This is a genomic window from Vagococcus sp. WN80Y (genome assembly GCF_059621045.1).
Map to the genome: position 1 here is coordinate 1 of NZ_JCAQHY010000122.1, position 25,933 is coordinate 25,933.

The 25,933-nt window shown below is 38.7% G+C and carries 26 protein-coding genes; 17 read left to right on the forward strand and 9 right to left on the reverse strand.

All coding sequences use genetic code 11. The annotated features are described in order from the left end of the window. The first annotated feature begins 606 nt into the window (after positions 1-606). The 7 genes from AC5KOD_RS05340 to AC5KOD_RS05370 all read left to right on the forward strand — a co-directional run bounded on the left by AC5KOD_RS05340 (position 607) and on the right by AC5KOD_RS05370 (position 5,659). A complete protein-coding gene (locus tag AC5KOD_RS05340; RefSeq protein ID WP_496913501.1) occupies positions 607-774 on the forward strand; it encodes a DUF6440 family protein in 168 nt (55 codons plus the stop codon). A gap of 118 nt (positions 775-892) precedes the next feature. Next, a complete protein-coding gene (locus tag AC5KOD_RS05345; RefSeq protein WP_496913502.1) occupies positions 893-1,201 on the forward strand; it encodes a hypothetical protein in 309 nt (102 codons plus the stop codon). A 59-nt stretch (positions 1,202-1,260) separates the two neighbouring features. Continuing rightward, positions 1,261-1,620, forward strand: coding sequence for a DUF1304 domain-containing protein (locus AC5KOD_RS05350; protein ID WP_496913503.1), 360 nt, complete (start codon positions 1,261-1,263; stop codon positions 1,618-1,620). 473 nt (positions 1,621-2,093) lie between these two features. Further along, a complete protein-coding gene (locus AC5KOD_RS05355) occupies positions 2,094-2,549 on the forward strand; it encodes a PTS sugar transporter subunit IIA (protein ID WP_496913504.1) in 456 nt (151 codons plus the stop codon). A 2-nt stretch (positions 2,550-2,551) separates the two neighbouring features. Then, complete coding sequence (locus AC5KOD_RS05360; protein ID WP_496913505.1) at positions 2,552-3,916, forward strand: PTS fructose transporter subunit IIC; 1,365 nt, start codon at positions 2,552-2,554, stop codon at positions 3,914-3,916. A gap of 25 nt (positions 3,917-3,941) precedes the next feature. Then, a complete protein-coding gene (locus AC5KOD_RS05365; protein ID WP_496913506.1) occupies positions 3,942-4,802 on the forward strand; it encodes a ketose-bisphosphate aldolase in 861 nt (286 codons plus the stop codon). A gap of 86 nt (positions 4,803-4,888) precedes the next feature. Continuing rightward, a complete protein-coding gene (locus AC5KOD_RS05370) occupies positions 4,889-5,659 on the forward strand; it encodes a DeoR/GlpR family DNA-binding transcription regulator (RefSeq protein ID WP_496913507.1) in 771 nt (256 codons plus the stop codon). A 186-nt stretch (positions 5,660-5,845) separates the two neighbouring features. Here AC5KOD_RS05370 and AC5KOD_RS05375 read toward each other — a convergent pair whose 3' ends face one another. Then, a complete protein-coding gene (locus AC5KOD_RS05375; RefSeq protein WP_496913508.1) occupies positions 5,846-6,256 on the reverse strand; it encodes a DUF5301 domain-containing protein in 411 nt (136 codons plus the stop codon). A 413-nt stretch (positions 6,257-6,669) separates the two neighbouring features. On the opposite strand from AC5KOD_RS05375, the gene AC5KOD_RS05380 reads away from it, so the two are divergent. Both AC5KOD_RS05380 and AC5KOD_RS05385 read left to right on the forward strand, forming a co-directional pair. Further along, positions 6,670-7,512 (forward strand): isocitrate lyase/PEP mutase family protein, encoded by an 843-nt coding sequence (locus AC5KOD_RS05380; protein ID WP_496913509.1) that lies wholly within the window; start codon positions 6,670-6,672, stop codon positions 7,510-7,512. 29 nt (positions 7,513-7,541) lie between these two features. After that, positions 7,542-8,054, forward strand: a complete 513-nt coding sequence (locus AC5KOD_RS05385) for a hypothetical protein (protein ID WP_496913510.1) — start codon at positions 7,542-7,544, stop codon at positions 8,052-8,054. A gap of 687 nt (positions 8,055-8,741) precedes the next feature. Here the strand turns inward: AC5KOD_RS05385 and AC5KOD_RS05390 are convergent. After that, complete coding sequence (locus AC5KOD_RS05390) at positions 8,742-9,029, reverse strand: DUF1905 domain-containing protein (RefSeq protein ID WP_496913511.1); 288 nt, start codon at positions 9,027-9,029, stop codon at positions 8,742-8,744. Between the two features lie 139 nt (positions 9,030-9,168). Here AC5KOD_RS05390 and AC5KOD_RS05395 point away from each other — a divergent pair, with 139 nt between their 5' ends. The 3 genes from AC5KOD_RS05395 to AC5KOD_RS05405 are packed head-to-tail and all read left to right on the forward strand — an operon-like array spanning position 9,169 to position 11,470. Then, positions 9,169-9,726 (forward strand): GrpB family protein, encoded by a 558-nt coding sequence (locus tag AC5KOD_RS05395; RefSeq protein ID WP_496913512.1) that lies wholly within the window; start codon positions 9,169-9,171, stop codon positions 9,724-9,726. A 33-nt stretch (positions 9,727-9,759) separates the two neighbouring features. Continuing rightward, positions 9,760-11,049, forward strand: a complete 1,290-nt coding sequence (locus AC5KOD_RS05400) for an MFS transporter (protein ID WP_496913513.1) — start codon at positions 9,760-9,762, stop codon at positions 11,047-11,049. A 46-nt stretch (positions 11,050-11,095) separates the two neighbouring features. Continuing rightward, on the forward strand, positions 11,096-11,470 hold the full coding sequence (locus AC5KOD_RS05405) for a hypothetical protein (protein ID WP_496913514.1): 375 nt from the start codon (positions 11,096-11,098) through the stop codon (positions 11,468-11,470). Positions 11,471-11,476: 6 nt separating this feature from the next. Here AC5KOD_RS05405 and AC5KOD_RS05410 read toward each other — a convergent pair whose 3' ends face one another. Further along, positions 11,477-12,697, reverse strand: coding sequence for an AraC family transcriptional regulator (locus AC5KOD_RS05410; protein ID WP_496913515.1), 1,221 nt, complete (start codon positions 12,695-12,697; stop codon positions 11,477-11,479). A 137-nt stretch (positions 12,698-12,834) separates the two neighbouring features. Between AC5KOD_RS05410 and AC5KOD_RS05415 the strand changes: the two genes are divergently transcribed. Continuing rightward, positions 12,835-13,803 (forward strand): NAD-dependent epimerase/dehydratase family protein, encoded by a 969-nt coding sequence (locus AC5KOD_RS05415; RefSeq protein ID WP_496913516.1) that lies wholly within the window; start codon positions 12,835-12,837, stop codon positions 13,801-13,803. 18 nt (positions 13,804-13,821) lie between these two features. Here AC5KOD_RS05415 and AC5KOD_RS05420 read toward each other — a convergent pair whose 3' ends face one another. Next, a complete protein-coding gene (locus tag AC5KOD_RS05420; RefSeq protein ID WP_496913517.1) occupies positions 13,822-14,607 on the reverse strand; it encodes a LysR family transcriptional regulator in 786 nt (261 codons plus the stop codon). A 117-nt stretch (positions 14,608-14,724) separates the two neighbouring features. Between AC5KOD_RS05420 and AC5KOD_RS05425 the strand changes: the two genes are divergently transcribed. Together AC5KOD_RS05425 and AC5KOD_RS05430 are read left to right on the forward strand one after the other, a co-directional pair. Then, positions 14,725-15,246, forward strand: a complete 522-nt coding sequence (locus AC5KOD_RS05425) for a DUF4865 family protein (RefSeq protein WP_496913518.1) — start codon at positions 14,725-14,727, stop codon at positions 15,244-15,246. Between the two features lie 196 nt (positions 15,247-15,442). Beyond that, positions 15,443-16,519, forward strand: coding sequence for a hypothetical protein (locus AC5KOD_RS05430; protein ID WP_496913519.1), 1,077 nt, complete (start codon positions 15,443-15,445; stop codon positions 16,517-16,519). 68 nt (positions 16,520-16,587) lie between these two features. Here the strand turns inward: AC5KOD_RS05430 and AC5KOD_RS05435 are convergent, their stop codons facing one another. Further along, the gene (locus AC5KOD_RS05435; protein ID WP_496913520.1) at positions 16,588-18,312 is read right to left on the reverse strand and encodes a glycoside hydrolase family 2 protein; all 1,725 of its coding nucleotides are present in this window, start codon (positions 18,310-18,312) and stop codon (positions 16,588-16,590) included. A 102-nt stretch (positions 18,313-18,414) separates the two neighbouring features. Here AC5KOD_RS05435 and AC5KOD_RS05440 point away from each other — a divergent pair, with 102 nt between their 5' ends. Continuing rightward, on the forward strand, positions 18,415-19,236 hold the full coding sequence (locus AC5KOD_RS05440) for a helix-turn-helix domain-containing protein (RefSeq protein WP_496913521.1): 822 nt from the start codon (positions 18,415-18,417) through the stop codon (positions 19,234-19,236). A 152-nt stretch (positions 19,237-19,388) separates the two neighbouring features. Here the strand turns inward: AC5KOD_RS05440 and AC5KOD_RS05445 are convergent, their stop codons facing one another. The 4 genes from AC5KOD_RS05445 to AC5KOD_RS05460 form a co-directional block, all read right to left on the reverse strand. Next, positions 19,389-20,762 (reverse strand): MFS transporter, encoded by a 1,374-nt coding sequence (locus tag AC5KOD_RS05445; protein WP_496913522.1) that lies wholly within the window; start codon positions 20,760-20,762, stop codon positions 19,389-19,391. A 16-nt stretch (positions 20,763-20,778) separates the two neighbouring features. Continuing rightward, on the reverse strand, positions 20,779-21,732 hold the full coding sequence (locus AC5KOD_RS05450) for a nucleoside hydrolase (RefSeq protein ID WP_496913523.1): 954 nt from the start codon (positions 21,730-21,732) through the stop codon (positions 20,779-20,781). Further along, a complete protein-coding gene (locus tag AC5KOD_RS05455) occupies positions 21,729-22,655 on the reverse strand; it encodes a ribokinase (RefSeq protein WP_496913524.1) in 927 nt (308 codons plus the stop codon). The genes AC5KOD_RS05450 and AC5KOD_RS05455 overlap by 4 nt, the downstream gene beginning before the upstream one ends. A gap of 105 nt (positions 22,656-22,760) precedes the next feature. Next, entirely contained in the window at positions 22,761-23,507 is a 747-nt protein-coding gene (locus AC5KOD_RS05460; RefSeq protein ID WP_496913525.1) for a GntR family transcriptional regulator, read from the reverse strand. Positions 23,508-24,255: 748 nt separating this feature from the next. Between AC5KOD_RS05460 and AC5KOD_RS05465 the strand changes: the two genes are divergently transcribed. Beyond that, positions 24,256-25,933: IS1182 family transposase (locus AC5KOD_RS05465; RefSeq protein ID WP_496913526.1), on the forward strand; the 1,678-nt coding region annotated here is incomplete at its 3' end.

A 25,933-nucleotide genomic window follows, 5' to 3' on the forward strand; every position in this document is an offset into this window, starting at 1 on the left:
ACACTCCTTTTTGATTCTGTTGGCTTGCACTTACATTATATCAAAAATGGGGAGGTTCTCTTTTTTTAGTTGATTTAATCCCTTATGCCGTAAGGCATTGGAATTATGAAATTGATTCAATTACCTAGTCCAAGTGTGCTAGGTTTTTTATTATTGGAATGATTGGCGAATTTTCTTCAAAGAATATCACAGTCCCTTTTTATTTTTTTTAGCTTCATTTTACTTTCAGAAAATATAATGAGGTCACGAAACAGGGAAGGGGGATTGTGATGTTGAAAATGATACTTGTCTCTTTAGTAACGCTTATTATTTATCTGCTGTCAAAAAGGTCAAAGCAGAAAGTGGTTCACTCTTTTTCATCCACGTTACTCATTGGTATTGTCTATTGTGATATTTTATTTTTTTACACCGTTTGATAGAAGTGAAGCTATTATTGGCGGATTATTGTTAATAGGCTATGCCATCGGAAATCCAGTTTTATCAGTTTATTTATTTAAACGTAGATATAAACATGGGCAAGACTTTCTATAATTACTACCACAGACGGATGTGTCTTATTTTTTTTAATGCTACACTTAACCTACTAATTTTATAAGGAGGCTAAGTATGCCAAGGAGATTTGAGATTGAAAAAGAGGCAGAAAAATTTGGCTCTGAGCTAGTTATTATTACGGACAATAAAACGGGTGTTCAGTATTTAAGCTACCGTAATGGCGGGAGTGGCGGCTTGACACCGCTGATTGACGAACATGGAAAACCACTTTTGAAAAAGTGATTAATTAAATGAAGAAAAAAGTCCTCTATAGGGCTTTTTTTCTTACGACATTGTAAGCCACAGCTAATTTAAAAAGGATTATACTAGGTGTAAATTACTGATGAAGAAGGGGAAGTATATGAAAATTAGTGGGACTAAACTATTTTGGAGATTTGGCTTTCTTGGAAATTATCTTTATAAAAAATATTCTGCTAGTACTTCTTGGCGAAAAAAGTGGTTTATTTTTAAGCTATTTAGCAGCCGTTTTATCTTGATTATTGGAGGCTTATTAAGTTTATTGATTGTTACGATTGATATGAGCTCGCTAACTTGGTTTATCCCGCTGATGATTGCAGTAGGGCTCATGTATGGAGGCTGGGCAGCAGCCTTTTTCAAAGGAAAGATAATCGATAGGTGCTGGGATCGAATTCTTGTTTTCTTGTCTTAAAAAATGATATTATGACGACTCAGTATGTAGCGTATTTTAATCAGTAAAGGAGAATGAGTATGACCTTACTAGCCAAAATTTTTATTGTTTTTACGGCAATTGAATTTTTCTATATTATGTATCTTGAAAGCTTTGCGACGACCTCCCAGACAACTTCTAGAGTTTTTAATATGTCAGTAGACGAATTAAGTCGTCCGTCGATTATGACTTTGTTTAAGAATCAGGGGATCTATAATGGGCTTATTGGAGTGGGCCTGTTATATGCGGTCTTCTTGTCAAATGCGCCTTTGGAAATTTCTAGAATGCTTCTTGTTTATATCATTTTAGTTGCTCTTTATGGCAGCATGACAAGCAATAAAAAAATAATTCTAACACAAGGTGGATTAGCTATTATTGCGTTCGTTTTAACGTTTTTCTAAGTGAATTAACTTTAAAGGAGCTGTGACAAAAGTTGTTTTGTTTCGAGCACTACGTAAACTTCGATACCTTAACTCTTGCAAGTTTACTTGCTTAGTGTTTAGGATAACGAAACAACGTGTAGTGTCCCTTATCTCTAAGCAGTAAACTGCTAAGAGTAAGGTTAATCTCGAAGAACCCGAACAATCGGCAATTTCGATTGCTCGAGTTCAGAGAAATTGCCGAGAGAGCAGACTTTTGGAACGCGTTTATTGCGCAATATACGTGAAATAAAAATGGGGCGTGACTTATGTCACAGCCCCTTTTTATATTCCTTCAAAATAATGATCTGTTTAGCTCGATAAAAAGAGCGATAAAGCTAGTTTATATCAGAAAATGAATAAATCGTTCAAAGCATTGAATGGTTTAGCTTAGTTTGTTATAGTTTTGGTACACAACGGAAAGCGCTTGTAAGGTTGTTGATAGGAGGGTATACATGGTTATTGGAGACTTGATGGAGAAAGAGTTAATTTTATTTGATGAGCTAATTAGTTCAAAAGAGACCTTGTTTGAAAAGCTATCGATCAAATTAGAAGAAGTGGGCAAAGTAACGAAGGCTAAAGGCTTTAAAAAGGATTTGTATAAACGGGAGAAGGAAGCTTCAACTGGAATTGAGGCAGGCTTTGGCATTCCTCATGCCAAAAGTCGTTTTGTAGCTGAACCAACCTTGTTTTTTGCTCATACAGGAGTTATGGCAGACTATGTTGGTTTAGATGAACAGCCAATTGACTGTGTGTTTATGATTGCGGTGCCAAAAAATTCTAATAATTTACATCTAGATATTTTAAGCTCATTGTCTCGTAAATTAATGAATGACTCATTTCGCGAGTTATTGAAATCGGCTAAGACCGCCGATGAGGTAGTTAAAATTGTAAATGAATGGGGGAAATAGAGATGAAAATTATTGGCGTAACATCGTGTCCCACGGGAATTGCTCATACATATATGGCGGCTGAAAAATTGGAAACGGTTGGTAAAAAGCTTGGGCATCAGGTCAATATGGAGACTCAAGGAGTAAAAACTGAGAATAAATTAACCACAGATGAGATTGATCAGGCGGATCTGATTATCTTGGCAATTGACAGAGAGATTGATATGAGTCGTTTTTCAGGTAAGCAAGTGAAGCGAGTGTCGACGGGCCGAGCAATAAAAGAGGCGGAAAAAGTCATTAATGAAGCTGTGAATCAAGAGGGGCTGATACGTGTTTCTGATAGTCAAGAGGAAGAGACGCAGAAAACGGGTATTTACAACCATTTTATGAATGGTGTTAATTACATGCTACCGTTTGTTATTGCAGGCGGAATTATTATTGCTTTGAGCTTTGCTTTTGGAATAACCGCGTCTGATCCCACATCGGCTGATTACAATCCCTTGGCTGGTGCCTTGTCAACTATTGGTGGAGGAACGGCTTTTGCAATGATGGTACCTGCTTTAGGTGCAGGGATAGCTAGTTCAATAGCGGGAAAAGCGGGTTTTGCTCCTGGGATTGTCGCAGGATTACTAGCAGCTAATGGAGGATCAGGTTTCTTAGGTGGGATGATTGGTGGACTTTTGGCTGGTTATGTAACGGATATTTTTGCTAATAAGATCAACGTTAAAAAGGAATTGGCGGCTATTTTTCAGTTGATTATTGTGCCATTAGCGTCTATTCTGATTGTTGGTTTAGCGATGGTGTTTCTTATCGACAAGCCCATCGCGTGGGTCCTAACAGCACTAACTGACTGGCTTAATAGCTTGGGCGATACATCTGGGCTAGTGTTCGGGTTATTGATTGGGGTGATGATGGCGGCTGATATGGGAGGGCCGATTAATAAATCTATCTCGACTTTTTCTATCGGCTTAATGTCTGCAGGCGTTAATGCACCGATTGCGGCCTGTATGGCGGCAGGAATGACTCCGCCTCTAGGTCTGGCACTGGCAACGATTTTATTTAAGAATAAATTTAGCAAGGAAGAGCGAACATCTGGGCAATCATGTTGGATTTTAGGCGCGTCGTATATCACTGAAGGGGCGATTCCATTTGCTGTAGCAGATCCATTCAGAGTGATTCCTGCTTTGATGCTTGGTTCAGCAACTGCGGCGGGCATTTCGATGGCAGCGGGGATTACCTCAATGGCGCCTCATGGTGGGATTTGGGTATTGCTTATTCCTAACGTGATTAATCATTTGCCACTCTATGTGTTGGCTCTCGTTGCGGGAACGGTTGTAACAGCTGTTACGGTTGGGTTATTAAAGAAACCAATTGTTGTTGAAAATTAAAAAATATGAATGAGGTGGCGTTTTAATGTTATATACGATGAAAGAATTATTAACAGTTGCAAGAGAAAATCAGTTTGCTGTACCTGCGTTTAATATCTGTAGCTATGATATGCTAAAGGCAATTATGGAAGAGGTTGAAGCGCAAAATGCGCCAGTGATTTTCGAAATCCATCCAGATGAAATAGCTTATTTGAATGATGAATTTGTGGCAGCGGTGCGAGCTTATGCTCACAATAGTAAGGTGCCGGTAGTGATTCACCTTGACCATGGTGGAACGGTTAAAGATGTCATGCGTGCCATTCGCAACGGGTATACGTCAGTCATGATTGACGCCTCTACGCAAAGTTACGAGGCTAATATGAAAATAACCAAAGAAGTGGTAAAATTAGCTCATGATGTCAATGTATCAGTCGAAGCAGAGCTGGGAACGATTGGCAATAATGGCTCTGCCGAGGGTGGGGCAGCGACGATTATTTACACAGACCCTGATCAAGCGGAGTCCTTTGTCAAAGAAACGAACATTGACACGTTGGCGATTGCGATAGGCACTGCTCATGGGCTGTATCCGAAAGAGATGACGCCTAAGCTCAATATCGAATTGTTGAAGGAATTAAGTAAGAGAGTGATGATCCCTCTAGTGCTTCACGGTGGTTCTGGAAATCCAGATGTGGAAGTCAGTGAAGCCGTCAAATATGGGGTGGCTAAGGTTAATTTGAGCTCTGATTTGAAAAGCATCTTTTTCGAAGCGATTCGTGAGGTATTGGAGAAAGATCCGAGTAAATATGAACCAAATGATGTTTATCTACAACCTAATGAGCGGGTTAAGGAGGTTGTTAGACATAAACTACATGTGTTAAATACTATTGGTAAGGCCGAGCTTTATTAACGGTGAACTCTCATAGAAGAGGTAGAGTTTATAGTGAGCGATTGGTAAGTCGTTGAGAAAATCAAGAGGTGTTGGAGGTAAGGGTGATGCTAAGTACGGTAGAGGTCAGACAGAAGGATATCATGAACTTTTTGAAGCTTAATCAGTTCGCTAGTGTGTCCGATTTAATGGAGTTGGTTAACTACAGTGAGGCGACAATCAAGCGGGATTTAGTGGAGCTTGAAAAATCTGGGTTGATTAGACGGACACGCGGTGGCGCGATGTTGGTTGATAATCAAAAAATTGACATCCCTTACTTAATGAAGGTGACTCAGCTAGATGAGGATGATAAAAAGCAATATGTGGCTGATATTGCTCAAACCTTGATTAGCGATGATATGGTTATTTTTATCGATTCTAGCACCACCTCGCTACACCTTGTTAGAAGTCTTAATAAATTTGAAGGGCTGCAAATAATCACGAATGGTTTATTGACTGCGGCGATGCTGAGCGATTTTACCGATGCTTATGTATCAGTTTTGGGCGGGTCAATTGTCCATAAGCGAGCGACGATTAATGGCTCAAAGGCCTATAATGATGCCCTGACTTATAACGCTGACTTAGCTTTTATTGGGTGTCGAGGCCTTGATTTTGAAAAGGGTGTGACCGAAACCAGTGAAGGAGAAGCGCTGATGAAAAAGGCTTTCCGTAAACAATCCAAGCAATTGATTGTGTTGGCAACGGATGATAAGCTCAACCAGACCTTCATGCACCAAGGGGTTACCTGTCATGAGATTGATTATATCGTGACGAATAATCCTCTCAGCGAGGCTGAATTGGCTAAATTAGCTAAGTATCATGTGACGTGTTTGAATTAGGAAAACGGGTCTCTCTTTAATGGTAGTAGAAAGTCTAGGAGTATCTATAATATACTCTTTTATTAAAAAAATAACCGCAAACTGGTCAAAGTTTATGAGCGGTTATTTTTTTGTCATTTTTTACGGTAGCCCCCGTCATGCATTATTCATATAATAAGTGATAGCTAGTTGTTACACCATGGTCAGCTAAGTCTTTTCAATTATCTTATCTACATAATCAAATAATTTATTGGAAGTACGATACACTCCGTTGTAAGGTTGCTCAAAAGACACTTGCTTATTCTGTTTATATAAATGAAACGTTGTAGAAGTGCCATCAGCCAGCTTAAATTCTATGGTATAGAAAAAATCAACATAAGGCGCATCATTGACTGAGGGAGAAAAGAGTCTTTTTGTATATGAGGCCGTCATTAAATCAAATAGCTTACCTTCTTCTTCTTTACTCAATAATTGTTGCGTGTCTTTCTTATTGCTTGAGAGACTGATACTAGTAGTGTTTTCTGACTTAGGTATCAAGCCAACTGGTTTAATATAACTGTAAAACAGACCGATAAGAAATACTCCGAGAACTATTCCAATCCCTATAATTTTTTTCATTGACGTCATCCTTTAATGAGTTAGTTATTTAGCTTCTACAATTGAGTTATAAAAATCGTACCATAGGAAAAAATGGCGTCAATTATTCTAGGCATTTTAAGTAACTATAGCTATTAAGCTGCGAATCATTTTTAATAGCTGATTTTTTGTTAAAGAAACTGGGACATAAAGTCGTTTTGCTCCGAGCGCTACGTAGACTTCGATGCCTCTCATCTCTAAGTGCTAAAGCAAGAATAATGGGATCGTAACGTAGTGAGCAGACCTTTGGAGCGCGTTTGTCACATAAAATATGTGAAATAAAGGGAGGCTGAGAATTTCTTTCTCAACCTTTTTTTTATGAGCATCGAAGTATCGATATGATATGATAATAGGAGAAGCTGAGAGTGTCGGAATGAGTTGGGAGGAGAATGAATATGATTACATCAGAGCAAAGAAAACAGGCGAAGATTTTTCAAGAGTTACACCGTAACCCAGAGCTGTTTGTACTGCCAAATTGTTGGAATGGTGGGAGTGCTAAAATTGCTGAAAAGGCTGGATTTTCAGCGATAGCTACGACGAGCGCTGGGATTGCTTTTTCGATGGGGTATAGTGATGGACAAGTGGTTTCGTTTGAGACTTTAAGGCGACTGATCGAACAAATCCATGAAGTGACGTCACTCCCTTTATCTGTTGATTTTGAGAGAGGTTATGGCGAAGAGCCTTTATTGGTGCGAGAAAATGCTCGGCAATTACTGGAAGCGGGGGCGATAGGGGTTAATTTGGAAGATGGATTGCCAAATAAACAACTTGACGATGTTTCTGTGATGAAAGAAAAGCTACTGGCTTTAGCATCTTTAAAAAAAGAGTTGGCTCTAGATTTTGTGATAAATGCTCGAACAGACGTCTATTGGAATAACATCGGCAATGACCAACAAAAACTCGGGATGGCAATAGAGCGTGGCAACTATTATTTAGAGTGTGGGGCGGACTGTGTGTTTATTCCTGGGAGCCTTTCCTATGAGGTTGTTGATCTATTGGTAAAGGGCATAAAGGGGCCAGTCAATATTATTCTATCAAGTAAAACGGCTGATTATCAACGCTTAAATGATATAGGCGTCAAGCGACTTAGTTTAGGCTCTGCGCCGTCAAGACGGATTGTCAGCGATTTAATAGCACTAACTCATCGTAATAAATTGAATCAATTTGACAGCATGTTAAGTGGTACAATGACTTATCAGGAAGTAAATGCCTATTTTGAAAAGGCAACGGATGAATAGCTAGCGTTAAATTATCAAGGAGTGAGAAAATGATTGATACATTGACTAAAAGCGACTTATTAAAAGTTGTGACGATGTTAGAAGCAGGATTAATTGATTCAACGTATTATTTGAAGGCCTGCTATGATCGGATTGCGTTAGATGACTCTGCTGATTTATGGGTAATTGAGTTAGCGTTTACTTCTAACAATGACGAAGCTATCAGATGTTTATCTCGCTATATTTATGCTGAGCCATTCACGGATTTTGACTTACTATTATCAGATTATTATGCGGCATCTAAGGTGCTAAACTATCAATTGAATCGAGAGTCGTGGTATTCAGTTTTGCTGAGATGTGGCGAATACAGTGACGGTCGTTCTGAAAGAGGGGTGGATTGTAGCTTTTTCTATGAGAAGGCCACGGCCCTTGAGACCTCCTATTCTTGGTTTAAAGAATTTAAGCAATATATGGAGGTAAAGAGCTTGTATCGTAGAGAATTACGGGAAATCAGCTCATTGTTTCAATTGTTTAGCAAATACCATGATGTGTCTATAAAGTAGTATAATTCCCATATTTCTATTATCTTTCCGTTTAAGTAGTGATCTAGAATACTAAAAGGCTGATTCTAAGCCAGTTTCAATAAAATAGTGCGGTGATAAGCAGTTAGTTGAGGTAAGTTAGGCTAATAAAGGGCAGGGAGTCGATTGGACAACCTTAGTGAAACTGTGATATAACTGGAAGAGATGAATGGGAAGTCTTGGGCTTTTCATGAAGCTGATTCTAATTAATAACAATTTTTCTGGAAAATTAAAATCGAATGTCCGCGAAACCCGTACAAGATAGAAACAACAAGTGAGTTGCCTGTTTGTAGGTTTGAAAGCTGATAGTAACGGTGAATTTTGGGTTTATTGTGAGAATTAAATGACAAAACCTTTGGAGCCGATGTACGCTTTTGGAGATTTGAACAGGTCGAGATTTTTTTCTAACATAACAAACAATCGATTTAGCATGATAAAAATGGCTAAAAGTATCAAAAATAACATGTTTTATAATGGAAGAAAATGAGATGTCCATGAAAAATGGACAGAAGAGAAACATCAATCTGTTTGGCTTTTTTAAGCGGTAAAGTTGATAGTGACAGTATTTGTTGGTTGTTAAAATGACAGTAAAGATTGGGAAGATGTCCGTCTTTTACGGACATGAACCAATCGAAAATTAGTGATAAAATAACGAAGTAGCTAATTTCACTAGTGGCGCTCCTTAATACTGACAGAAACAGAATCACCCATTTCTTTTTGAATTTTTTTTCGAATATCTTTCCGAATCCCGATGATGTAGCAGATGCTACCGTCGGGATTTTTTACGCCCATATTCACAATACTGCCTTCATATGGCTCATCGTCGAAGGTGGCATAGACTTTTACCCGACCTTTGCCAAATTCTTCCCGAATATCATAAGGGAAAATGATGTAGGCACCGCCTTTACCTGACTCTGATGCCTGAATTTTTGCTTCAAAAGAATAATTTTTTTCCATGAGTAAACTCCTTTTTATAATGAACATATTCTTATCATATAACAGATTAACTCTATTAGTACAGAGATTAGAACTAGAATTTTCAAGAGAAATAGCGTAAAATTAGAGCAACTAATAGGGGCCAGAAAAGGAGAAAAGGATGGGAAAAGAATTATCTGAGATGTCATTAGAAGAATTATGGGAGCTATTTCCCATTACATTAGTTGAGCCAAATCATGAGTGGGAGAAATGGTATGCAGTTGAATCTACCAGATTGATTCAGCTACTTCCTTCGAAGGCTGTTTATGCGATTAATCATATTGGGAGTACGGCTATTAAAAATATTCTAGCTAAAAATATCGTGGATATTTTACTTGAATTAACGCCTCAGTCTGACATGACTCAGCTTAGTACTCTCTTAAGTGAGCAGGGGTATCGAATTATGTCTAGTGAGCCAAACCGAGTATCCTTAAATCGGGGCTACACTAAAAATGGATTTGCTGAACGCGTGTTTCATCTTCACTTGCGTTTTAAAGGTGACCGAGATGAAGTTTTTTTCAGAGATTATTTAAAGTCCCATCCTCTTGTAGCTGAGGATTACCAATCCTTAAAAAGTGAGCTAAGTGAGACTTACAAGCATGATCGAGAGGCGTATACAGAGGCTAAAGGTGACTTCATTAGCAAATGGACGACAGTAGCGAAGACAATGTCAAGCTGATTTTTATCAGTTGATTATTCAAGGAGAGAATATATGAATGAGAAAAAGAACGAGTTTAGTCTTAACAATTGGAAGAAAAATTTTTATCTCTTTTTAGGTGGTCAATTTCTTTCAGGGATTACCAGTATGGTTGTTCAATATTCGATTATCTGGTATCTGACCAAGGAGACAGGTTCTGCGACGGTTTTAAGTTTTGCCACGTTGTTGGGAATGATTCCGATGGTTGTTTTAAGTCCCTTTGTTGGGCCGTTGATTGACCGCTGGAATAAAAAACAATTGCTAATTATCACAGATATTATTGTCGCAATATTTGCCATTATCTTAGCGGTTGTTGGGACGGTCTCAGTGACTTTTCCTTTGTGGCTAGTTTTTATTTCGTTGTTTGTTAGATCGGTTGCTCAAACGTTTCAAATGCCGACTATCCAGTCTATTTTACCGACAATGGTGCCTGAATCAGAATTAACAAAGGTTAATGGACAATTAGGTATGGTACAATCTGCTAATTTTATCATAGCGCCAGCTTTGGGAGCCTTTCTTTTTGCTGTGATTCCGATGAATTGGCTTATTTTATTAGATGTACTTGGGGCTATTTTAGGTGTAGGGATGTTAATGATGGTGACAATTCCCCGTCTGATTTCGGAAGGGGAACGGGTTCACCTTTTAGCTGATACTAAGTTTGGCTTGAAAAAATTAACAGAAAACAAGGGACTTTGGTACATTACTATTATTGGTTCCGTCTTTACATTGATATTTATGCCAGCAGCAAGTTTGTATCCATTAATGACGATGGAGTATTTTAATGGGACAGTTGGACAGGCTGGTTTGATTGAGGTAGTTTATTCTGTTGGTATGCTAGTTGGTGGTGCCTTCATTGGCATTTTTGGAAAATGGAAAGATCGAATGATTCCTATTCTAGGGGCTTATGTGACCTTAGGTTTGATGATTGGGATTAGTGGTCTTTTACCAGGGACGAGTAGGGGCTTCCTATATTTTATTGTGTTAAATACAATTGCAGGGATTGCGACGCCGTATTTTAATACGCTATTAATGGCGATGATTCAACAAAGCTATGATCCCAAGATTTTGGGACGTGTTTTGGGCGTACTAAATTCACTGATGAGTATTACGGGGCCTGTTGGGTTATTATTCGCTGGGCCTTTAGCAGATAAAATTGGCGTAGAAAAGCTTTTTCTGATTGCAGGTATCGGGACTCTTATCTGTGGTGTGGTGACGTTCTTGATTCCATCTGCTAGAAATTATGACAAAGAGTTACAAGAAAGAATGGCTAAGAACACTGACTCGGACACTGGGGCCGGTGGTTAACAATAACGAATTGTTAAAAAAGTTACTTAGAAAAGGAGTTACCCGTATGTCTCACAGAGAACGAAAGGAATATATTTTCTATTCTTCTATCGCATTAATTCCCGGCATAATTTGTTTTGGGATTTTGCCGCTTATGATGATGCTTCAAACGTCAGAAGTGGTTGGCCCGTTTAAATCAATGATACTTAATGGCGGCTTTTTTGCTTTGCTGGGCGGTTATCTTACTCTGTCCCTTATTAGCGGATTTTTATTGATTGTCCGCTTTTATGAAACTAAAAGTAAAAAGTTTAAGGTGTTGAGTATTATTTTCTTTCTGTTTCTCCCGTTTTTTATCTATTATTTTTATTTTATTATTTCCGTTCCTTATTATATTTATAGTTTGATTAAAGTAACTAATCGCAGATTTATGATGGAGATGTAATCGCGATTAAGGAGCTTTATTTTCTCTCAATTGATGCTGGCGATACTCATTAGGTGTTTGGTTGTAATAACGTTTAAAATGTAGTCGAAATTGTTTACTGTCAGTGAATCCAACTTGTTCCGCAATTTTGTTAAGTGGCAGTGATGTTCCTAAAATCAATCCCCGAGCAATGGCACAGCGAATGCGTCCAATTAGCTCATTAACGCTCATCTGAAAATTTTCAGTTACGAGTCGACTCACGCCTTTTGCTGTTTGCGAAAGGCTTTTTGCAATGAGACTGACAGTCAGGTGAGAGCGGTAATTTTCGTAAATATAGCTATAGATTTCGTAGCTGTCGTCACTAATTCGATTATTATGGGTCGGCCAGAGAGTTTCACGATAGGTTTGTGGTGTCATTAAGTGAGCGCGCTTAAAGGCTTTATAAAAAGCGGCATCTGTTTGAAAGCCAACGATGCGACCGATTTGATTGATTGACAATGCGTTAAATTCTAATAAAGCCGTCGCATTAATGATTCGAACTCGACTTAGGTTCTGAGAAAAGCTAAGTTGAGTCAGTTCTTTTAACTGGAAACTTACTACGGCAGGCTCGAGCTTAAAGGTAGCGGCGACTTCTTCTAATGTAAGCTTTTTTTGATGGTGAAAATGAAGGTATTGCAAAAGTTTCCACGGTAGGTCCATTGCTTGTTCATCTGTTATTTCTCTTCTTTTAAGCCCCTGTAAAAACAAGTACATCACAGAGGTAATTGCTGATAGTACTCTTAGGTCACTTGTCCATAAGGAGGTATCGGTATTTTTAGTCGCTAGCTTTTGACAAATGTGTCGTATTTCTTTTTGTTCTTCTTCTGTTAGTGTGACGATTGGGACATCACGGTCGAGTTCAATTAAGCTTTCGTGATACGTTAGTTTACTTGTATTTGAAAGCAATAATAGGCCAATGGAAAACTGGCAATGGTAATAGTCGCAGTCCTCCTCAGGGACTTGCTTCAATGAAAAAATATGGTAAGACATTAAAATGATCAACTGGCCTTTTTCTATGTGAAAGTGCTGACCATTAATCTCTAGGATGGCCTTCCCCTTTGTGAGATAAATAAAATTGACATTATCGTGGGAACGCGATTCTTGATCGTTTGTGAGGAGATGATGCTGAATGACCACCTCATTTGTTTTTAAGTTTTCCCGAAAATAATCAACGCTAGTATAAGGAATAAGTTCATTTGTGTAGTCCATTGTGCCCCTCCGTTCTACCGCCTATTATATCGCATCGAAAGTAATTTGGTTAGTGTTTTGGTCTTTTTTGCCCTTTCTTTTAGCAAGATTGTTTTGTAACATGTGAGTATAATCACATAGAGAGGTGGAAATCAAAGATGAAAAAAATTTTTATTTTAGGTGGAACAGGATTTTTAGGTTATTACACGTTGAAGGAGTGTTTGGAAAGAGGGGATGCCGTGAAGACGATGGCATTGCCACCGATGCCGGCAGAAGGCTTAATTCCTGATTCTGTTGAGTGTACGCTAGGTAATTTTTTTGAATTGACTGATGAAGAAATTATTGCTGAGTTAAGCGATTGTGATGGCTTTATTTATGCTGCTGGAGCTGACGAACGAACAGTTCCCGAAAAGCCAGCCTTTAAGTTTTTCTATGAAGCGAATGTATTGCCTACACAGCGAGTTGCTCGGTTAGCTAAAGCGGCTGGGGTGAAAAAATTTGTAGTCTTTGGCTCTTATTTTGCTGAATTTGCAGAACGACTACCTGAGTTTAAGTTGCGTCAGCAAGCCTATCCTGCTACTCGTTTGCTACAAGAGCAAGTGGCCTTTTGTGAAGGGGAAGGCGCTATGGATGTGACCAGTTTGAGATTGCCGTATATCTTCGGGACAATGCCTGGTAAAACACCACTTTGGAAAATGTTTACGGATCAAATAAAAGGGCAGTCCGTTTACCCAACCCTCAAAGGTGGGACTGCAATGGTGACGGCTAAACAAGTTGCTGAAGCTGCTCTAGGCGCTTTGGAGAACGGGACTCACCGTGGGACTTACGCGATTTCTGGGCTAAACATGAAGTATGTTGATTTTTACCAAATGATGGTAGAGGCATTAGGGCAAACTGAGACGACTCAATTGCCAATTGTTGCCTATGATGAAATGCTTAATCTATATCGAAAAATTGACCAAGAAGCAGAGGAAAAAGGCTTGGAACACGGGATGAGTATTGAAGTCAGTTCCCGCCTTCAAGTGGAGGATTTGTATCTTGATCCACAGGATACAATGCCGATTTTGAGCTATGCTGAGGATGATGTCATCGCCTCAATCTATGAAACCTTGCGTGAGTGCGTTTAGTGTATGACGTTAGGAGGATCAGAAGAGGGCGTCAAAGCTTCTTGTGAGTGTTTTTAGAGCATAGGCACGAATTATCACATTATTAAGAGGAACATCGACGATTGCTATCAACTGGTTAGTTGAAGCAATCGTTTTTTGAGGTAAAATGGCAATCGCCTTGTCTGTTTTAAGCGTAGCTAGAAGTGTGATCATCGTATCGACTTCAATAAGTGGCAGATGCTCTAGCTTATTCTGTTTCAAATAATTTAAGGTTTCACGTCTATAAGGACAATCCTTGTCGCGGCTAACGACCACTTTGTTGTCACTGAAAGTAGGACTAGCGTTCTCTGTTCTTGTCCAAAAAATCCTTTCTTCCGTTGTTTCAATTTCTTTTATGTCATCGTTAATAATTTTAGTGTTGATACATGCCAAATCAATCCGGGATTCTTTCAATTGCTGAATAAGCTTAGTCGATGAGTCAGTGAATAGACTAACCGTTTCATCTAAGTAATAGTGTTGCAAATAATTTGCTGTAATTGAATGGGTTGCACCAATACGCAGGTGTCTATGTGTGTCTGAAAAGGTGTCCTCCATCTCTTTTACGGTTATTAAAATCCTTTCGGCATAAGCTAAAAAACGATCACCATCGTTGGTTAAGAACATTCCTTTGGGGGTTCGATAAAATAATTTTGTACCGATATCTTCCTCAAGCTTTGCGATGCGTTTGCTAATATTCGATTGAACGTAGCCGAGTTTAGTTGCGACTTTAATAGTTGAATTAAGCTGTGCAACCTCGTAGAAAATTTTTATATCATTGATTTCCATGGCTGACGACCTTTCTTTAAGGGTATTCCTAAGTGGAATAGCTTAGCTGATTTAGTGTCATTATACCCCAGGAGTGTTAGCTTGTATAATGAAATCAATGGAAAGGACGTGACGAAAATGCACGCAATGCAATATAAAATACCACTTCCCAATGAGTATGATATGGGGGTAATAAGGGACAGAGTAATGACTAATGGAAGTAAAACAAATGGTTTCCCAGACTTAATCATGAAAGCTTATTTAATAATGGATGAGCCTAACAAAAAAGAATATTCTCCTTTTTATCTTTGGCAGGATGAGCGGGGGATGACTCAATTTATATTTGATGGGTTTTATGATAATATTTTAGACTCATTTGGCTGGCAAACAATCAATATTGGCCTTCCTATTTCTGTTGAATTGACAGCTGAACTTAGTCGTGGCAAGTATCTGCTTGAGATTGAGCACTCGTTTCAAGTAACGACTAAAATGGCGAGGCCAAATTTTTCTCTAGCAAACAAAGGAGAGGTAGGCAAAGTATTGATTTACAATCCTGATAAATGGAAATATGTAGAGGTTTATTTCTTTGAAACAAAGCCGACAGTCTTGGAACACCTTGGCACACTTTATGATATTTTGTATCTCTCTATGGGAGAGTAATTCTGTGTTTATTTTTTTATCTGGTCAGGAATATATTCTGTTGTTAGTGGTGGTAAAAAAAGACAATGAGAATACTTAAGGGACAATGTGACAAAATTAAAGGGTTTCCTAATAAAAATTTTACCCTCGTTTATTAGTAAAAAGTATGAGATGATAAATAGGTAAAAATTATGATGAGCTAGTGGGGGACTAAAGAATGAAAAAACTAGGCATGGTGATTCTTGGATTATTGATGGCTGTAGTATTGATCGGCTGCGTCGACAAAGAAAAAGAAGCTTACGACAAGGCAATGGATAAAGGGATGGGGTATGTTAATAATCAGGAATTTGAAAAAGCAGAAGCCTCTTTTGAAATCGCCTTATCGTCAAAAAAAGAAGATCAGAAAGCGACTGCTTATGTGAAGCAGCTAAAATTATACAGTAAAGCAGTCAATGAGTTTGAAGCGAAAAAATATGAAGAAGCACAGAAACGTTGTGTAGAGTTTGAAAAAGAAACGAATGATTTGAAGGAACTGACAGCCGCTTTGAAGATGGTTAAGGAAAAAGTAGAGCAAGCTATTGTTAGTGAAAAGGAGAGTTTAGCAACCTTTGATAAGGCTGAAAAATTGTCCAAAGAGAAGAAGTATAAGGAATCCTTCGAAGTGTTGAAAAAGCTTACGACTGAACAAATAGAGGTGGTCGGAGATGATGAGTTTCCGACTAAGGTGAAAGAGCTAACTGCTAAAAATGAAAAAGAATTAAAGGTTCAAACCGAAGCGGCTGAAGCTGCTAAGGCGGCAGAAGCGAAAGCAGAAGAGACTGCTAATGCTGCAGCAGAGGAAGCGAAAAAGCAAGCAGAAGCTACTCATGTTATTAACAATAAAGAACAGGCAATGGCTAAAATAAATGAGAAAAGAGTCAATGCTATTGAATTGAATTTTCTGAATTTTGATGGTCAATGGTACTATTTTAATGGTTATTCCCAAGGCGTTCTTTTTGATTTTAATTGTAGTGTTGATGGGGAAGTTGTTTATAATCAAAGCCCTCAGCATACTGCGGCGGTTACGAGAGATAATGTGTTTGACTACGTTGCTGCCTATCAAGGTGGTGCCTTAGATCATGAATTGACGAAGTGGAATCAGCCTGTCCAGGAAGGCGATGTTTGGATTGTTAGTTTCAATAATAAATCAGGCGCCGGTGGTGGTGTTTTCAAAGTTCATTCCAATGGACTTGTAGAAGAATACAACAGTGCTGGCAACATGCTAATGGGCTCTTCATTGATTAGTTTGAATTAAATAATACCTACTAAAGAAGGCAAGAGATAAGTCATGTACTTATGTCTCGCCTTCTTTAGTTAGGGCGTTTATTCGATTATTTCAATTGCAGCAGGCTGTTGATTAATCTCTTTGAAGCGTGCCATATCAAATTTTGGTGTTCGGTCATAATAATAAAGGCCGTTACGTTCTTGTTCGATATCATATAATTGGGTATAGCAGAAGCCAAACATTTTTGGGTGATTTAATAAGATGTCAGTTAAACCTTTGTAGCGAGCGATAAAGGATTCTTCGGTTTCTGGTTCATCGCCATAGCCCCATGATTGTTGTTTATCTGCTGTGGGGTCCCACTTTATTCCGCCGTATTCACTCACGCAAAATGGTAGGCCTTTTTGATAGGTTTGTCTGGCATCATGTTCATCCCAAAATTCGCCGTTTGGATGTCGCTCACCTGTGAAATGCTCGGCGAAAATAGCAACATCTTGGGCATAATCGTGTACGTCATAAATATCTGTGATGACGTGGTAGTTACCACTTGTGTCAATACAAGGTCGAGTCGGATCAAGCTGTTTTGTTGTGTGATAGATCATTTCAAGTAGCTCATTTTTTTGTGGTCGATTTTCGTAATCCCATGATTCATTCACTGGACACCAAGTGACGATCGAAGGATGGTTAAAGTCTCGGACAACTAGTTCTTGCCATTCAGGTAGGAAGTCGGCAATCGCAGAATATGATGAAACATCAATCCCCCAATTTGCCATCTCGCCCCAAACAATATAGCCAGCTTTATCACAATGGTAAAGGAAGCGTGGCTCAACCGCCTTTTCATGAAGGCGAGCGCCATTAAAACCAGCATCCAGACTTAATTGAATGTCTCTTTTTAAGGTAGCATCATCTTTTGCTGTATAGATGCCGTCTGCGTAAAAGCCTTGATCGAGGACTAATCGTTGAAAAACAGACTGGCCATTAATTAAAAATTTATAGCCGTCCATAGCAACTTCTCTTAGGCCGAAATAACTGGAAACCCTGTCTTCTTCAAAGAAGAGTGTCACATCGTATAGCCGTCCATTTCCAACTTCCCAAAGGTGGGTTTCTGAAAGAGAAATATCGAGAAAACCGTGGCCGTTAGTGATAGTGGTTTCGCCTGCCCCACATAGCCGTCCTTCGTAATAAATTTCTGCTTTAAGCGTTCCGTTTCCTTGTGTGGTCGCCTCGATGATGACTTTTTCATCGGCAACGTTGGGGAAATAATTAACTTTTTTTAGATGGCTTTGAGGGAGAAATTCTAGCCAGACGGTCTGCCAAATCCCAGTTGTGCGGGTATAATCGCAGCCTCGAGAATAATAAAAGCTACTTTGCTTGCCCTTGGGCTGTCGTCCCGAGCGATTATCGTCCTCTGCATAAAGGGTTAGCGTGTTATCGCCTTCCGTTAAGTAGGGGGTGATATCAAATGAAAATGACTCATAGCCACCTTTGTGCTGACCAACCTCTTGGCCATTGACAAAGACGCGGCTAGCATAATCAACTGCACCAAAGTGAAGAATGACCAGCTGTTCTAGTTGTTCCTTTGAAAGTGTCAGTGTTCGTTGGTACCAAAGAGCAGGGATAAAATCTGTATAACCAATGCCACTTAATTCGCTTTCTGGACAAAAAGGAACAAGGATCGTTTGGCTAAATTCTCGATTTTTATAGAATTCACAGTCTAGTCCACTTTTCCCAAAATCAAACTCAAACTGCCAATTACCGTTCAAATTTTCCCAATTAGCCCGTTCAAATTGTGGTTGCGGATGCTCAGCTCTTGGAATTATAGCCATAAATGTAACCTCCAGTTAGTTTTTCTTCTTTACATTTACAGTATACAATCGTATTCTTTAAATACAATCTAGATTTATGCTGAAAAAGTGAAGAATACGCGCATGGAAGAATACATCTTAAGTTTTTTACCCGAACAATTTGTTTCACCAGAGATCTTTCGAATTGAATTAGCAGGAATTACTTATCCCTTTTCTAGTTACCGTGTAGAGAGGGCTCAATCGCGTGTTTACAGCCTTGAGTACATTATTTCTGGTAGGGGAGAGATTCGCTTAGATGGTAGAAGCTACTTTCCATCGCAAGGAGATGTTTATTTATTGCCTAGAAGACAGACCCATCTTTATTGGTCAGATAAGCACGATCCGATGCACAAAATTTGGATTAATGTGTCAGGAACCTTATGCGATCAGTTATTTCAAGTCTATCATCTCCATCATCACTATCTGATGAAGGAAATAGATGTTTTTTCGCTGTTTAATGAGTTATTAGCTGTTTGTGAAAAAGCTGAGTTGTCTATTCAAGAGAGATCAACTCAGACGTCACTCCTTTTTCACCGATTAGTAGAGAAACTTTTTCAGACCCATGTTTCAAAATCATTAGTACCTTTACCCGAACCAGTTAGTCAAGCAAAAGAATTTTTGGAAAATCGCCTGAATCAGCAGGTGTCAGTAAAAGAACTGGCGACCTTGGTAAATCTTTCTAGCTCCCAATTGACTCGTCAATTCAAACTCGCGCTTAAGCAAACGCCCTATGACTATTTTTTGACAAAAAAGGTGGAAATGGCCCAGCTATTATTAAAAGAGACATTATTACCGATTCAACAAATTTCAGAACGCTTGGCATTTTCAGATGAGCACTATTTTTCAACTTTATTTAAACAAAAAACGGGTTGTACCCCAACAGAATGGCGGAAAAAAGCTGATTAGGGATGCGTCAGATAAATAGAGAGGAAGCTGTGATATAAGTCACGCCCTAATTTTGTTTCACGTATATTGTGCGATAAACGCGTTCCAAAAGTCTGCTCTCTCGGCAATCTCGAAGCAAAACGACTTTTGTCATAGCTCTCTCTCTATTTAATTTAAACTAATTTTGTTTTTGCTTTTTGGAACAAGATAAAGGCAAGCAGTGAAACGACTGCTAAAATCAATAAGATTGACTGATAGGTCGCTAGAGGAGAGTGGCCTAAAATTGGGTTAGATTGAACGAGTGTAATAGTCATCAATTTCCCGCAGATGGCGACACCTAGAGACCCACTAATGTTAATAGACAAATCATTTAAACCGATCCCACGGCCTATTTCAGACGGTGGTAGGGTCTTGGTAACCGTGTCTAGTAAGGGTGAGTAAAGAGTATTAAAGCCGACGTAAAATAGGATTCCTCCGATAGCGAGGATCAGATGACCTTGGTTAATAAAGAGAGCCGCGATGATCAGGCCTAAGGTAATCATGGAGATACCTAAAGAGATAGTATTGAATTCTCCTAATTTACGAGTAATTTTATCGCCAATGCCGCCAATGATTGTAGCGGCTATATAGCCAGGCAATAAGACGAAGGAAACGAGTGAAAGAGCTTCGTTATAGCCAGTAGTAATAATAAATGTATAAACAAATGAAAAAGAAAATTGAACAAGGTAAATAGCAATGACAATGGTCAGAGAACGAATATAGATGCTATTCGCTTTGAAAAACGTAGGGGTGATGAACGCGTGATTATTTTTATTAATATACCCCCAAAAGAGGAGAGCTATTCCGACTATTCCAGCTAAATAAACTAAGTTAAAGCCATCAACAAAAAGAGTGAAGAGAACAATCATTGTACTAAATAAACCGAGGCCTAAGATATCCACTTTTTTTGTCTGTCCCTTTTCTTCTTTAGGTGTATAAGTTAACACAATCGGGATGAATAAGACTGATACCATTGGAATTAGAAGTAAGAATTGCCAAGAGATGTAAGAGGTGATAATACCGCCCACCAGAACTCCTGCGGCTTGAGCGAGTTGAAAACAAGCCGTAAAATAGGCAAAATACTTTATTTTAGTTTGACCTTCTAAATACCGTGAGGCAATGACAAGGTAAAGCGAACTGATTGCAGCTTGTCCCATTGTCTGGATTGCTCGAGCTACCACAATCATCCAATAGCTATGTTGGAAAAGAAAGCCTAAAATTGAACCCAAGCACAGGATAGAAATTCCAAATACAAGTAACTTTTTGACGGGAATATAATCTGATAAGGCCCCGTAAATCACACTACAAACGCCTAAGGTAATAGTCGTAATAGTGGCTTGGATGCTAGCTGTACTAGGTGAAATGCTAAATTGCTCGGCAATTAAGGGTGAGACAGTGACAAAGGTTTGGACCATGAGATTGGCAAGAACAAATAGAAATAAGAGACAAGGCATCAATTTTTTTATGCCTTGCTGTAACTCAGTACTTGCAACGGTTGCGTTCTTCATTAGTTACTCCTTTAAATTAGTTATTTTTGAATAAGGTGGTTAGAGACTTATTTAAGTCGAGTAATAATTTTTGGCTGTCCACTGCTACACAGACTCTAACATTTGGTTGCCCCTTTTGTAATTGATCGAGTTGACCAATTGTTCTACCGATTGACGGACCTTCTGTTTCAACAGTCATATAGAGAGGTAGCATTGTGAAATAGTCAGGGTGAATGGCTGCTGCTACAGCGGACGGGTCATGCAATGGACATCCTTTTAATTGTGGGGCGATTTCATCGTGAATGGTGATGTAATAATCGACGATATCAGCATAGTGCTTGCCTGCTTGACTTCCAGTTTGCTGCCATTTATCAGTATCTTTTAAGCGTAAGATGGAGCGCATCGTAACATCGAGTCCAACCATAATAATCGGTGCACCACTTGTAAAGAGCTCTTTAGCTGCTTGTGGGTCCTGTGAAATATTGGCTTCAGCGAAAGGGCTTACGTTACCGGGAACTGTCAAAGCGCCTCCCATAATAACAATTTCTCCAATCTTTTCTACAATACTTGGATCTTTTTTGATAGCTGCGGCGATGTTGGTCATCGGACCTGTCGCGACAATGGTTAGGTTTTTGCCGTGCTGATGAACGGCATTAACGAGATACTCACTAGCATTTTCTGCTTCTTTTTCTCGTTGGGCGTCTTTTAAAGTAACCTCACCGAGTCCATTTTGTCCGTGAATTTTTGCGCTGATGTCCAAACGATCAAATTTATTTTTATCTGAGGCGTGGTTTGCTCCGTGATAAACGGGAATAGTTGGTTTTCCTAATAAGTCTAAAATGTTTAGGACGTTTAGGACTCCTTGGTCGGTATATACATTACCATACGTGCCAACAACACCAATTAATTCTGCTTCTTTAGTGGCAACCGCATAAGCTAAAGCCATTGCGTCGTCGACGCCTGTGTCAATATCTAAAATTAGTTTTTTCATTTTTCTGTTCTCCTTAAAAGTTGTTTTTGAACTCTTTCTTTAGTTGGCATGCCAGTTTGTGCACCAAAATGTTGGGTGGATAAGGAGGCACCGGTACTGGCGAAAATAATGGCTTGTTTTAGGGGCATTTTTTGTAAAAGAGAATAGGCTAATAAACCGTTAAAGGTATCCCCTGCGCCAGTTGTATCAACCACTTGTGTTTCCATCGCCGGAATAGTTATGACTTGCTTGTTTTCTACATAGGAAGAACCTTGAGAGCCACGTGTAACAATCAATCGAGCTGAGTGAGTGGCTTGCCAAGCTAACATTGCTTCCTCAAGTAACGTGACTGTTGATAGCGAGGTACCATACAGCTCCTCAAATTCAGTTTCATTAGGTGTGAGGTAATCAGTTAATCGTAGCAACTCATCGGGGATTTCTTGATAGGGTGCTGGATTAAGGATGGTTGTGACTTGGTTATGCTTGGCAATTTTAAAGGCGACAAGCAATGTCGGGATAGGAACTTCAAATTGTGCTAATAAAATATTCGCTTGCTCAATTGTTGGTTGATTAGCAATAACAATTTCTTCACTACAAAGATTATTCGCTCCTGGCACGACAACAATCGCATTGTCTATTGCTAATTTGAAGACGGTTGCAATTCCAGTAAAGGCGCCCTCAATTTGTTTGATAGAGGCCAGAGATAAATTAGGTTCTCTTGAAAGATGATCAAGTATTTTATCACCAAAGGTATCTTTGCCTAGACACCCAATAATTGTAGTCTCACTCCCCATTCGATTGGCAGCTACGGCCTGGTTTGCTCCTTTCCCTCCTAACAAATAATCTCCGTCTATACCATGAACCGTTTGGCCAATAGTTGGTAATTGATCTGTTGAAATAACTAAATCAATGTTAAGGCTACCGAGTACACAAATATCTGTCATTATTTTTCTCCTTTCTAGATATTCCATACATGTCTAAAATATCTATACATGTATATTAAATCGTTTGCATAAGAATGTCAATAAAAAAAAGATAATCTGCTAAGATTATCTTTTGGGTTGAGTATTAATTTCGATTGTACTGAGGTCAATCGGTAGGTAATGTTTATTATGTAGGGCTGGAAAATCCCCTTTTAAAAAGAGCTCCTCTTGAATCAAATAAAAATCATCGTTTTCAGACAGTTTGTACTTTACTGCTGAGATATTCCCAACCTTCGAATATTGAATATTGAGCTGGGATCGGTTTAGTAGGCCGTAGATGTCTTCTTCGATGAATTGTTTCAAATGATCGGTATTTTTTAAATCCAATTCTTGCTCAGTAATTGTTTCAATTGGCATTGTAGAAAAGGTATAAGCTACAGCGACCCCATTTGATTTGTACCAACGGTCAATAAAAGCGACGACGGTTGTTTTTTTCTTTAGTATTTTATCGGTATATTCGGTAGAGGGTTCTAAATGAAAAGCCAACTCAACCTCATCAATTTCCGGTATTAGACAAGTTTTGACAGGGTGATTGCTTGTTTCAAGTCCATTAGACCAGCTAGCTGCATTATGGATAACAAAATTCCCTTTTCCTTTTACATTTTTAATCACGCCATCATCTTGAAGAAATTGTAACGCTTGTCTTAAGGTCATTCTGGAAACCCCCATTTGTTCAGCTAAATCATTTTCAGAGGGGAGTCTGGAATCGATGGGATAAATTCCGTCGTAGATCATTTTATATAATGTTTCGTAAACTCCTACATAGCGTAGTTTTCTTTTTCGGTCAATTTCAAACTTTTCTTTTTCATTCAAGATACTCACCATCCAGCCTAATTTTATACGTGTCTAAGTATATTATACGTTAAACAACTCTTTATACCAAATGGTTTTCCTGAGCTGTGTCACCATATAGAAAAAGTGACTCAACCGGAAGGAACAAAATAAAACGCATCAGCGAAGCTGGGACATAAAGTCGTTTTGCTTCGAGCGCTACGTAAACTTCGATACCTTAACTCTTGCAAGTTTACTTGCTTAGTGTTTAGGATAACGAAACAACGTGTAGTGTCCCTTATTTCTAAGTGCTAAAGCACTAAGAATAATGGCAACTCTTAATGCTTTAGCATTTAAAAGTTGTTGAGATCGAAGAGCCTTAACTCTCTTCGATGTCCCTCATTTCTAAGGGCTAAAGCCCAAAGAATGATGGCTTGCAACTTTAGTTGCTTAGAAGTTTAGGACAACGAAGCGTAGCGTAGTAAGACGTAGTGAGCAGACTTTTGGAGCACGTTTATCACATAACATACGTGAAAACAACGAGGGCGAGACTTTTGTCTCCCCCTCTTTTCTTTTGGAACTTGATGTCGAAGTTTATGAGACAAAATAAATGGGAATTATAAAATTAAATAGATTTTTATTTAATTGGGTGAGTTTGGGACGTAAGTCCCAATGAAAAATCCAGATATCAGTCAAATTGATTGGCATCTGGATTATTTTTTTGTACAAAAATAAGAACACCTTTGCTAAAATAAAAGTGACAAAACAAATAAACTAGCGAGGTGTTCTTATGTTTAAAAATTATACCACAAATCAAGTCATTCTTCCTCTAGATTTTAGTTTTCAGTTAGAAAAAAATGATATTGGGTTTGCCATTGATCAATTAGTTGAAAGTATTCCAGAGGAACGTTTTCTTCCTTTTCACCATCAAATGGGCCCTTCTTCGTATCATCCAAAAATGATGATGAAGATGATTTTATGTGCTTACACGCAATCTGTATTTTCTGGTCGCAAGATTGAAGCGTTGACAAAAGACAGTATTCGCATGATGTGGCTCACTCAAAGTTATCAACCCAGCTATCGAACCATTAATCGTTTCCGAGTGACTCCACTAGTGAACACACTCCTTCGGGAGTGCTTCGTCCAGTTCCGTAGCCAATTAGTCAAGGAACAACTAATCGATGAAGAAGCAATTTTTATTGATGGCACAAAGATTGAAGCCAACGCCAATAAATATACTTTTGTCTGGAAAAAATCGATTGAGAACTTTGATAAAAAGCTCACTGAAAAATCAAATTTTCTTTACGATGAATTGCTAAAAAATCAAATTATTCCTGAAATTGAACGAGAGTCCTCAAAAGAATTATCTGTCACTGAATTAGGCAAGATTGAAGAAAATCTCGCGCATGTTGTCGAAAAGTTTACAGAAAAAATCGAACAAGCAGAGGATGGCATTACGCGCAAATCAATCCGTTCTAAACGAAAAGTTCCTAAAAAATTAAGAAAACTTTTCAAGGACTTTAAAGAGCGGAAACTCGCTTATCAAAAACATAGACAGATTTTAGGAAAACGAAACAGTTACTCTAGAACTGACCTAGATGCCACTTTTATGCGCATGAAAGACGATCACATGAAAAATGGGCAGTTGAAAGCAGGTTATAATCTTCAAATCGCCACGAACAATCAGTATATTTTAGGCTATGAGCTTTTCTCAAATCCAACAGATACACGGACATTGCGCCCTTTTTTAACCATTTTAAAGGAGCGTTTCTTTGAACTGCCAAACTATATTGTCGCAGATGCCGGCTACGGAGGAGAAGAAAACTATCAAGCGATTTTAGAAGATCATGAGCGAACACCACTCATCACTTATGCCATGTATCATAAAGAACAGAAGAAAAAGTTTAAACAAAACCCATTCCTTCCCGCAAACTGGCCGTACCAAGAATTAGAGGATACGTTTCTTTGTCCAAACGGACGGAAAATGAATTTTCGAAATTATTCTATTCGTACAGATAAGTATGGTTTTAAACGGTATTTAAAACGGTATGAATGTGAAGACTGCTCGAATTGTCCTCTTCGAAGCCACTGTACAAAAGCGAAGAGTGACAAAAATCGTGAGATTCAAAAGAACATGAACTGGGAATACTTTAAAGCGACGATTCAACAGCTGCTTTCAGAAGAAGAAACAGGTAAACTCTATCGCCAACGAAAAATTGACGTCGAACCTGCTTTCGGACATTTGAAGGCTTGTTTAGGGTTCACTCGGTTCTCTGTTCGAGGGAAACAGCAGACACACAATGAAATTGGATTCGCGTTAATGGCAGTAAATTTAAGGAAATATAGGCTAAGTAAGCTAGAAAACAAAGAGGATTCTCCTAATAATCTAAAAAATAGAAGACTGAAAATCATTTTTTACGATTTTCGGTCTTCTATCTTAAGGTTCTTCGGACTTACGTCCCAAACTC

Coding starts and splice junctions, on each gene's coding strand:
- AC5KOD_RS05385 (WP_496913510.1), top strand. CDS start 7,542: ATGATTGATACATTGACTAAAAGCGACTTATTAAAAGTTGTGACGATG.
- AC5KOD_RS05400 (WP_496913513.1), top strand. CDS start 9,760: ATGAATGAGAAAAAGAACGAGTTTAGTCTTAACAATTGGAAGAAAAAT.
- AC5KOD_RS05415 (WP_496913516.1), top strand. CDS start 12,835: ATGAAAAAAATTTTTATTTTAGGTGGAACAGGATTTTTAGGTTATTAC.
- AC5KOD_RS05450 (WP_496913523.1), bottom strand. CDS start 21,732: ATGAAAAAACTAATTTTAGATATTGACACAGGCGTCGACGACGCAATG.
- AC5KOD_RS05435 (WP_496913520.1), bottom strand. CDS start 18,312: ATGGCTATAATTCCAAGAGCTGAGCATCCGCAACCACAATTTGAACGG.
- AC5KOD_RS05405 (WP_496913514.1), top strand. CDS start 11,096: ATGTCTCACAGAGAACGAAAGGAATATATTTTCTATTCTTCTATCGCA.
- AC5KOD_RS05445 (WP_496913522.1), bottom strand. CDS start 20,762: ATGAAGAACGCAACCGTTGCAAGTACTGAGTTACAGCAAGGCATAAAA.
- AC5KOD_RS05365 (WP_496913506.1), top strand. CDS start 3,942: ATGTTATATACGATGAAAGAATTATTAACAGTTGCAAGAGAAAATCAG.
- AC5KOD_RS05440 (WP_496913521.1), top strand. CDS start 18,415: ATGGAAGAATACATCTTAAGTTTTTTACCCGAACAATTTGTTTCACCA.
- AC5KOD_RS05430 (WP_496913519.1), top strand. CDS start 15,443: ATGAAAAAACTAGGCATGGTGATTCTTGGATTATTGATGGCTGTAGTA.
- AC5KOD_RS05395 (WP_496913512.1), top strand. CDS start 9,169: ATGGGAAAAGAATTATCTGAGATGTCATTAGAAGAATTATGGGAGCTA.
- AC5KOD_RS05380 (WP_496913509.1), top strand. CDS start 6,670: ATGATTACATCAGAGCAAAGAAAACAGGCGAAGATTTTTCAAGAGTTA.
- AC5KOD_RS05345 (WP_496913502.1), top strand. CDS start 893: ATGAAAATTAGTGGGACTAAACTATTTTGGAGATTTGGCTTTCTTGGA.
- AC5KOD_RS05360 (WP_496913505.1), top strand. CDS start 2,552: ATGAAAATTATTGGCGTAACATCGTGTCCCACGGGAATTGCTCATACA.
- AC5KOD_RS05455 (WP_496913524.1), bottom strand. CDS start 22,655: ATGACAGATATTTGTGTACTCGGTAGCCTTAACATTGATTTAGTTATT.
- AC5KOD_RS05370 (WP_496913507.1), top strand. CDS start 4,889: ATGCTAAGTACGGTAGAGGTCAGACAGAAGGATATCATGAACTTTTTG.
- AC5KOD_RS05410 (WP_496913515.1), bottom strand. CDS start 12,697: ATGGACTACACAAATGAACTTATTCCTTATACTAGCGTTGATTATTTT.
- AC5KOD_RS05350 (WP_496913503.1), top strand. CDS start 1,261: ATGACCTTACTAGCCAAAATTTTTATTGTTTTTACGGCAATTGAATTT.
- AC5KOD_RS05390 (WP_496913511.1), bottom strand. CDS start 9,029: ATGGAAAAAAATTATTCTTTTGAAGCAAAAATTCAGGCATCAGAGTCA.
- AC5KOD_RS05425 (WP_496913518.1), top strand. CDS start 14,725: ATGCACGCAATGCAATATAAAATACCACTTCCCAATGAGTATGATATG.
- AC5KOD_RS05375 (WP_496913508.1), bottom strand. CDS start 6,256: ATGAAAAAAATTATAGGGATTGGAATAGTTCTCGGAGTATTTCTTATC.
- AC5KOD_RS05355 (WP_496913504.1), top strand. CDS start 2,094: ATGGTTATTGGAGACTTGATGGAGAAAGAGTTAATTTTATTTGATGAG.
- AC5KOD_RS05340 (WP_496913501.1), top strand. CDS start 607: ATGCCAAGGAGATTTGAGATTGAAAAAGAGGCAGAAAAATTTGGCTCT.
- AC5KOD_RS05420 (WP_496913517.1), bottom strand. CDS start 14,607: ATGGAAATCAATGATATAAAAATTTTCTACGAGGTTGCACAGCTTAAT.